This window comes from Grimontia sedimenti (assembly GCF_011045095.1).
Lineage (GTDB): Bacteria > Pseudomonadota > Gammaproteobacteria > Enterobacterales > Vibrionaceae > Enterovibrio > Enterovibrio sedimenti.
In genome coordinates, this window is sequence record NZ_JAALDL010000037.1 from 1 (window position 1) to 6,853 (window position 6,853).

At 47.7% G+C, this 6,853-nt stretch carries 7 protein-coding genes, 4 tRNA genes and 1 rRNA gene; 8 read left to right on the forward strand and 4 right to left on the reverse strand.

Annotated features, from left to right (window positions below; all coding sequences use genetic code 11):
* The first annotated feature begins 182 nt into the window (after nucleotides 1-182).
* Nucleotides 183-298 (forward strand): 5S ribosomal RNA (rrf, locus tag G5S52_RS23265).
* Between the two features lie 214 nt (nucleotides 299-512).
* On the opposite strand, the gene G5S52_RS23270 is transcribed toward rrf, so the two are convergent.
* From G5S52_RS23270 to G5S52_RS23280, 3 genes are all read right to left on the reverse strand, one after another.
* Nucleotides 513-1,133, reverse strand: a complete 621-nt coding sequence (locus tag G5S52_RS23270; protein ID WP_165018847.1) for a nicotinamidase — start codon at nucleotides 1,131-1,133, stop codon at nucleotides 513-515.
* 10 nt (nucleotides 1,134-1,143) lie between these two features.
* The gene (gene pssA / locus G5S52_RS23275; protein WP_165018849.1) at nucleotides 1,144-2,493 is read right to left on the reverse strand and encodes a CDP-diacylglycerol--serine O-phosphatidyltransferase; all 1,350 of its coding nucleotides are present in this window, start codon (nucleotides 2,491-2,493) and stop codon (nucleotides 1,144-1,146) included.
* Nucleotides 2,494-2,601: 108 nt separating this feature from the next.
* On the reverse strand, nucleotides 2,602-3,039 hold the full coding sequence (locus G5S52_RS23280) for a GNAT family N-acetyltransferase (RefSeq protein ID WP_165018851.1): 438 nt from the start codon (nucleotides 3,037-3,039) through the stop codon (nucleotides 2,602-2,604).
* Nucleotides 3,040-3,120: 81 nt separating this feature from the next.
* Between G5S52_RS23280 and murB the strand changes: the two genes are divergently transcribed.
* Both murB and birA read left to right on the forward strand, forming a co-directional pair.
* Nucleotides 3,121-4,161, forward strand: a complete 1,041-nt coding sequence (gene murB / locus G5S52_RS23285; protein ID WP_165018853.1) for a UDP-N-acetylmuramate dehydrogenase — start codon at nucleotides 3,121-3,123, stop codon at nucleotides 4,159-4,161.
* On the forward strand, nucleotides 4,149-5,114 hold the full coding sequence (birA, locus tag G5S52_RS23290) for a bifunctional biotin--[acetyl-CoA-carboxylase] ligase/biotin operon repressor BirA (RefSeq protein WP_165018855.1): 966 nt from the start codon (nucleotides 4,149-4,151) through the stop codon (nucleotides 5,112-5,114). The genes murB and birA overlap by 13 nt, the downstream gene beginning before the upstream one ends.
* Nucleotide 5,115: 1 nt before the next feature.
* On the opposite strand, the gene coaA is transcribed toward birA, so the two are convergent.
* Nucleotides 5,116-6,051, reverse strand: a complete 936-nt coding sequence (gene coaA, locus G5S52_RS23295) for a type I pantothenate kinase (RefSeq protein ID WP_046304305.1) — start codon at nucleotides 6,049-6,051, stop codon at nucleotides 5,116-5,118.
* Between the two features lie 208 nt (nucleotides 6,052-6,259).
* Here coaA and G5S52_RS23300 point away from each other — a divergent pair.
* From G5S52_RS23300 to G5S52_RS24395, 5 genes are all read left to right on the forward strand, one after another.
* Nucleotides 6,260-6,335 (forward strand) — tRNA-Thr (locus tag G5S52_RS23300).
* Between the two features lie 22 nt (nucleotides 6,336-6,357).
* A tRNA-Tyr gene (locus tag G5S52_RS23305) sits at nucleotides 6,358-6,442 on the forward strand.
* Nucleotides 6,443-6,482: 40 nt separating this feature from the next.
* Nucleotides 6,483-6,557: transfer RNA gene (locus G5S52_RS23310), tRNA-Gly, on the forward strand.
* A gap of 10 nt (nucleotides 6,558-6,567) precedes the next feature.
* Nucleotides 6,568-6,643, forward strand: a tRNA-Thr gene (locus tag G5S52_RS23315).
* Nucleotides 6,644-6,753: 110 nt separating this feature from the next.
* Nucleotides 6,754-6,853 (forward strand): GTP-binding protein (locus tag G5S52_RS24395; protein WP_135300427.1); only part of this gene is annotated, 100 nt, incomplete at its 3' end.

A 6,853-nucleotide genomic window follows, 5' to 3' on the forward strand; every position in this document is an offset into this window, starting at 1 on the left:
GGTGTGTAAGCGCTGCGAGGCGTTGAGCTAACTGATACTAATTGCCCGTGAGGCTTAACCATACAACACCCAAGGGGTTTTGACGGACTCAAATAGAACATTGAATGTGTCGAGAACACAGAAACAGCTTTCCAAGATTTTGGTTTTTACCTTTTTTAAAGGTGAAGACTTAGCAGAATTTGCTTGGCGACCATAGCGTTATGGACCCACCTGACTCCATGCCGAACTCAGTAGTGAAACGTAACAGCGCCGATGGTAGTGTGGGGTCTCCCCATGTGAGAGTAGGACATCGCCAGGCTTCTAATTTAGAGAAAGCCCTGACCTGACGGTCAGGGCTTTTTTGCATCTACATCTTTCCATATTTACCACCGCTCCTGTTTTTTAACCTCAATTACTGACAGCAAGCATACACGTACTCAGCTCATGGTGAATAAAGCGCTGGAGCTTCCAAATAATAGATATAAAAAAACACCACCTTCTCAGGTGGTGTTCTTTGGGGCTCATTTAGTGAGTTATGCCCTGAACTCTTCCAGCGTTTCTATAACGTGGATACCGGCATCACGCATTTCAGCGCAACCTGTTTCAGTTGTTTCTTCAGCAATGCCTCGACAAGCTTCTAGGTTAACCCAAACATCAAAGCCACCATGCATCTTTAATTGCATAGCAGTGGTTTTGACGCAGTAGTCAGTAGCGAGGCCACCGACTAATACAGTGGTAACACCTTTGGCTCTAAGCCACTCAATGAGGCCAGTGCTGAGCTTTTCCTGAATATCATGGAAACATGCACCGTAAGGGTGGAGATTTGGCTCTACACCTTTCCAAATGACATGGTCATATTCAGTTACTTCAGGGAGTTCTGGGATAGTTTCAAAGCCTTCGGTACCAGGTACTGCATGGGATACCCAAGTAAGGTCTGCATTGGCATGCTCCAAAGGAACTAACATCTTATCGTGACTGTCGACTACCCATACCGCGTTGGCAGGATGCGCGTCCTTTGTGAGGACGCGGAATTGTGCCTTTGTTGCCTGTTCGTTAAGCGCGGGACCAATCTTATCTCCGCCGTGCACAGGTAATTCGCCTGGACAGATCGGTGTAAAGGTCTTCTGTGGGTCCACATCGATAGAAGCAATCACGTCTGACTCCTTAAAGTATCTGATTAAGCAGATGATCTGCCCTGATGCGCTTGATACGTTTGAGCAATCTTTGTACTTGAGGCGGGTAAGCTTCCAGCTTTTCAATTTGCTTGTAACTGCCAATCAGCTGAGTGTGCTCCAAAATCGTATCGATTTCCCTTTGGGCCTCCGCTTCCAGCAAACGACGTTTGTCGTGAAGCAAGATGGCATTTTCAAGATCCAGCTTCCATGCACGAGGGTTGAGGTTGTTACCCGTCAGTAGCATGTAGGATCTGTCTACCCAAATCCCTTTGAGATGAAAGCTGTTGTCGTCGTGCTTCCAAAGGTGGATTTTCAATTGACGCTTGGCGATAGCGGCTTCATTACGACGTGCAAAATTGCGCAGGTTCATTTCATAAAGATAAGGTAAACCTGAAATCGTTTTGAACGGCTCACTAGGAGGAATGTAGAAGTCATTCGCCGTTTTATCGCCAACGATAATGGTGACGTTCACACCTCTACGCAAGGCAAGTCTTATTTCACGTGTCACACTGCGCGGCGGGTTAAAGTAAGGCGTGCATATGATGAGTTCATTTTCAGCACTGGCGATTAAACGACAAATCTGAATGTTCAGGAAGTTCTTACGTTTACCCAACCCCACCATTGGCGTGAGGCCAATTTGATCGTCATTGATATGTTGCGAAATAAACTGATAGCTGGCTGCCTGCAGTCTTGCGCGTAATTCGCGGATAGCTGGCTTGAGTGCTTTTACTTCCGGGCGGTTAGGCTGTGCAAGGCATGTGACTGCTGAACTGGCTGCCAAGGTGTTTCCGATAAAGCCTGCCATGCAATCGGCTAGTGTTTTGTTGTTGATGACATGGTAGCGGTCATAACGATAGCGGTCATGCTGGGCAAGATACACATCATTCAGACTTGCACCGCTGTAAATAACGGTATCATCAAAGACAAAACCTTTAAGGTGCAGAACGCCGAAGACTTCCCTGTTTCTCACAGGTACGCCCAGCACATCAATCTTGTGCTGGTATTTCTCAGCGTACTCGCGGTAAAGCGCGGCGTTACCGTCCGACTTGTCAGCGCCAATCAGGCCGCGTTGGGCACGGTGCCAATCAACCAGTACTTTGATATCCAGAACCGGATTCTTTTGTTTTGCTTCATAGAGCGCATCAAGGATACTGCGCCCTGCCTCGTCGTCTTGCAGATACAGGGCAACAAGGTAAATACGATATTTAGCGTGAGCTATTTCGTGAAGCAGACGCTCCCTGAAGGTGGTCGCATCGAGCAGTGTTTCCATCTGGTCTGGACGGTGCGCAATTTTCGGGAGCTGATCGATCAACTGCTTATTGGCAGTAGCTGAAACCATTGTTGCCTCATTAAGTTCGACACTGGGTCGTGTTAACGCAAATCAAACCCTGTATTGTACCAGAAATTGTGCAATTTCCAGCGATATCGATGTGTCAGCTATCTCGATTTACAACTGTGACATTGAGTTGTGACCCATAGGGATAAGATCTTTACCACTGTTGCAGTAGCTTTGGTATCGGCCACGTAATTCTTCGGGCAGATTACTGACCTCGATCACTTCAAATCCAGCCTCTTTGTAGAGGTTTTCTAAATAGCGATACGCAAGACAATAGCAAGTCTTGGTCTGGATCTGAGTTTGAACGGCATTGAGGAAAGCTTCTCCCTGCTTTTTCCCTCGTTGATCGGGGGCAATAAGCATACCAGTCAGAAGCTGGAAGTCATGAAACTGCCTGAATCTAACTGAACCAAAAAGACCGCTGCTATTTTCTGCCGTCCAAATGATTTCGTCTTTCTTCGGCTTCCCTGCTGGGTAATGCGTTTTATAAAAACGAGCCACCAGTGGAAAACGGAGTGGGTCGAGAAGGGCATATCGTGTGTCGGCCATGGTTATCAAATCACTGTGAATTCAAGGCGGATGGGGTAGTATACATCGCTAAGACTTTATCAAAACGAAACTGCGATCCGAATGAATATCCTGTCTACTACATCGCTTAAACCATTTCACACCTTTGGTATTGATGTTCAGGCCAAAGCCATTATTGAAGCGCAAAGCGCGGAAGATTTTATCACGATCTGGCGTGATCGTGCTGACGAGCCAAAGATCGTCCTTGGTGAAGGCAGTAATCTTCTGTTCTGCGAAGATTTTGACGGGATCGTGATTCTAAATCGCCTAATGGGTATTGATGTTGAAGAGACAGCTTCGCATTGGCACCTTCATGTGGCTGGCGGTGAAAACTGGCACCATTTGGTGAAATGGACAGTTGAACAGGGGATGCCTGGTCTTGAGAATCTTGCGCTTATCCCGGGCCTTGTAGGTTCGGCTCCCATTCAGAACATCGGTGCTTATGGTGTTGAGCTGAATGAGCGGTGTGAGTATGTCGATGTCCTGATGCTTGAAACCGGCGAAATCATTCGCATGGGAGCAGGGGCTTGTGAATTTGGTTACCGCGACTCGGTGTTCAAGCGTGAACTCAAAGATAAAGCCATTATTCTTGCTGTAGGTTTCCAGTTATCTAAAGCTTGGAAGCCAGTGATAGGTTATGGGGCACTGGGTGATTTGGCGAGTAAGGCTGACGTTTCCGCCAAAGAGGTGTTTGATAAAGTCTGCGAAATTCGAAGTGAAAAACTGCCTGATCCTAATCTGTTAGGAAATGCTGGGAGCTTCTTTAAAAACCCAGTTGTGCCTAAGACACAGATAAAATCTCTCTTAGCTGATAATGAAAAGATGCCATCGTTTGAAGTATCGAACTCAGAAGTGAAGCTCGCTGCGGGCTGGCTTATCGATCAGTGTGGCTTAAAGGGCAAAAGCGTCGGTGGTGCCTCCGTTCATGATAAGCAGGCATTGGTGCTGGTAAATAGTGGTGGTGCAACAGCCCGTGATGTCGTGACTCTCGCGAAAGAAGTGGTTGATACTGTTCAACAACGTTTTGGCGTCTTGCTTGAACATGAGGTTCGCTTCATGGGTGCGACACAAGAGACCACATTGGAGGCAATATGCCAGCGCTAGATAATACGCCCCGCCTGGCACTTATAAAAATGCTGGCAGACGGTCAGTTCCACTCGGGCGAAAAATTGGGTGAAGAGCTCGGTATGAGCCGAGCTGCAATCAGCAAACACATCAAGGTTCTACAACAGTGGGGTGTGGATGTGTTCCGTGTTCAGGGGAAAGGCTATTGCCTGCCTGCGCCGCTTAATCTCCTTGATGAAGGCGCGCTAAACGCGCAACTAAACGTTCCCGCATTTGAGCTTATCCCCGTGATTGACTCTACAAACCAGCATCTTTTGGATCGCGTAGGTCAGTTGGAGTCTGGTTCTGCCTGTCTTGCCGAGTATCAACAGGCAGGCCGCGGACGTCGTGGCAGGGCATGGTTTTCTCCTTTTGGTGCCAACCTCTACCTTTCCATGTATTGGCGATTGGATGCAGGCATGGCTGCCGCGATGGGATTAAGCCTTGTTGTGGGTGTTTCCATGGCTGAGACTTTACAGAAACTGGGTGCTGAAGGCGTCAAAGTGAAGTGGCCGAACGACCTTTACTGGAATGACAAGAAGCTTGCCGGCATTTTGGTAGAAATGACAGGTCAGGCTGGCGATGCCGCTCATTTGGTTATTGGTATGGGACTGAACGTTTCGATGCCTGAAACGGAAGAAGTGGATCAAAGCTGGGCAAATCTTCAGGATGCTTGTCATCCACTCCCCGACAAAAACGCTTTGGCAGCCGCTTTAATAAATGGCGTAACAGAAGCGCTGAAGCAATATGAAGAGACTGGAATGGCAGGATTCGTGCCACGCTGGGACAGCTATGACAACTTCCAGGGGCGTGCGGTGAAATTACTGCTGGGTGAGCGAGTGGTTAAGGGGATTGCTCGCGGGATCAATGAGCAAGGGGCTTTGCTGCTCGAAACCGAAAATGGCATTACCCCATATCTCGGCGGAGAGATCAGTCTGCGCGCTGACGACTAAGCTATTTCCTAACTTTAACGGTTTGAACCGCGTGGTTGGTTCCTTTCTGGAGAATTAAGCCAGCACGCTCTCGCGTAGGAAGAATGTTCTCTTCCAGGTTCTTACCGTTAATCTCTTCCCAAATACCTGATGCTGTCTGAACTGCTTCATCATGCGAAAGCTTGGTGTAGTGGTGGAAATAGGACGTTGGGTTCTGAAACGCACCTTTACGGAACGCCATAAAGCGCTCGATATACCAGGTTTTCAGCAGTTCGCTGTCGGCATCAACATAGATAGAAAAGTCTAAGAAGTCTGAGATGAAAACGCGGTGAGGGTCGTGCGGGTAATCCATACCACTTTGCAATACATTCAGACCTTCCACGATCAAAATGTCCGGCTGTTGGACGACTTTGGTGTCTTCAGTGATGTCATAGACCAGATGCGAATAGACGGGCGCTTCAACCCTTGATTTCCCCGATTTCACATCGGCAACAAACTGCACCAGACCACGGATATCGTAAGACTCTGGAAATCCCTTTTTCTTCATCAGTCCACGCTCATTGAGGGTCTTGTTGGGATGAAGAAAACCATCAGTGGTGATGAGCTCGACTTTTGGGTGTTCAGGCCAGCGTTCCAGCAGTGCTTTCAGCAAACGTGCAGTTGTACTTTTTCCGACTGCCACACTGCCAGCAATACCAATCACATACGGAACATTATTGTCTTTTTGTCCCAAAAAGTGCTCAAGGACTTGGGTACGGCCTTTTCGTGCCTTGACGTACAAATTCAGCAATCGCGAAAGCGGCAGGTAGATATCCCGCACTTCATTCATCGTCAAATGCTCGTTAATACCACGCAGCTTTTCGAGATCGGTCTCGTCAAGCGTCATTGGCACTGAGTCGCGCAATTCTGACCATTGCTCACGGTCGAACGACAAATATGGAGTTAGTAAATCACTCATGCTCTGGATGAATCTGTGTGTTAAGGAGAGCGACAATACCTTATCGATGCGGTTTGTGGAAGTATGGAGGGGATTTAACGCTGCGCCATCTAGCTAAAAAACGGAGCAAATTGGTGAATTAATGCCCCATAAGATCTTATTTGGGTGAAATTTTTAAATTACCTATTGCAACGCTAAAAATCATTGAATAGAATGCGCAGCACTTGTCGCCGGCTTAGCTCAGTTGGTAGAGCAACTGACTTGTAATCAGTAGGTCGCCAGTTCGATTCCGGCAGCCGGCACCATTACGACAAAAAAGAACAATTTGGTGGGATTCCCGAGTGGCCAAAGGGATCAGACTGTAAATCTGACGGCTCCGCCTTCGAAGGTTCGAATCCTTCTCCCACCACCACTATTTCAAATAGTTTGAATAGCTCTACGAGAAACTGAAAGCGGGCATCGTATAATGGCTATTACCTCAGCCTTCCAAGCTGATGATGCGGGTTCGATTCCCGCTGCCCGCTCCAATCTTATAGTGCTGATATAGCTCAGTTGGTAGAGCGCACCCTTGGTAAGGGTGAGGTCCCCAGTTCAAATCTGGGTATCAGCACCACTCTTTCTCCCCAAAGTTACTTCAAGCCATTTGTCATATACTCAACAAAAATCCGTTTGTTGTATGTGTGGTCGTTAAACCACCAAAATACCGTGCTTAGAGGGACTGTCATGTCTAAAGAAAAATTTGAACGTACGAAACCGCACGTTAACGTTGGTACTATCGGCCACGTTGACCACGGTAAAACCACTCTGACTGCAGCAATCTGTA

What these genes read in the sequence shown, in the direction of transcription:
- pssA (WP_165018849.1), bottom strand. Translation starts at nt 2,493, where the DNA reads ATGGTTTCAGCTACTGCCAATAAGCAGTTGATCGATCAGCTCCCGAAA.
- G5S52_RS23280 (WP_165018851.1), bottom strand. Translation starts at nt 3,039, where the DNA reads ATGGCCGACACACGATATGCCCTTCTCGACCCACTCCGTTTTCCACTG.
- coaA (WP_046304305.1), bottom strand. Translation starts at nt 6,051, where the DNA reads ATGAGTGATTTACTAACTCCATATTTGTCGTTCGACCGTGAGCAATGG.
- birA (WP_165018855.1), top strand. Translation starts at nt 4,149, where the DNA reads ATGCCAGCGCTAGATAATACGCCCCGCCTGGCACTTATAAAAATGCTG.
- murB (WP_165018853.1), top strand. Translation starts at nt 3,121, where the DNA reads ATGAATATCCTGTCTACTACATCGCTTAAACCATTTCACACCTTTGGT.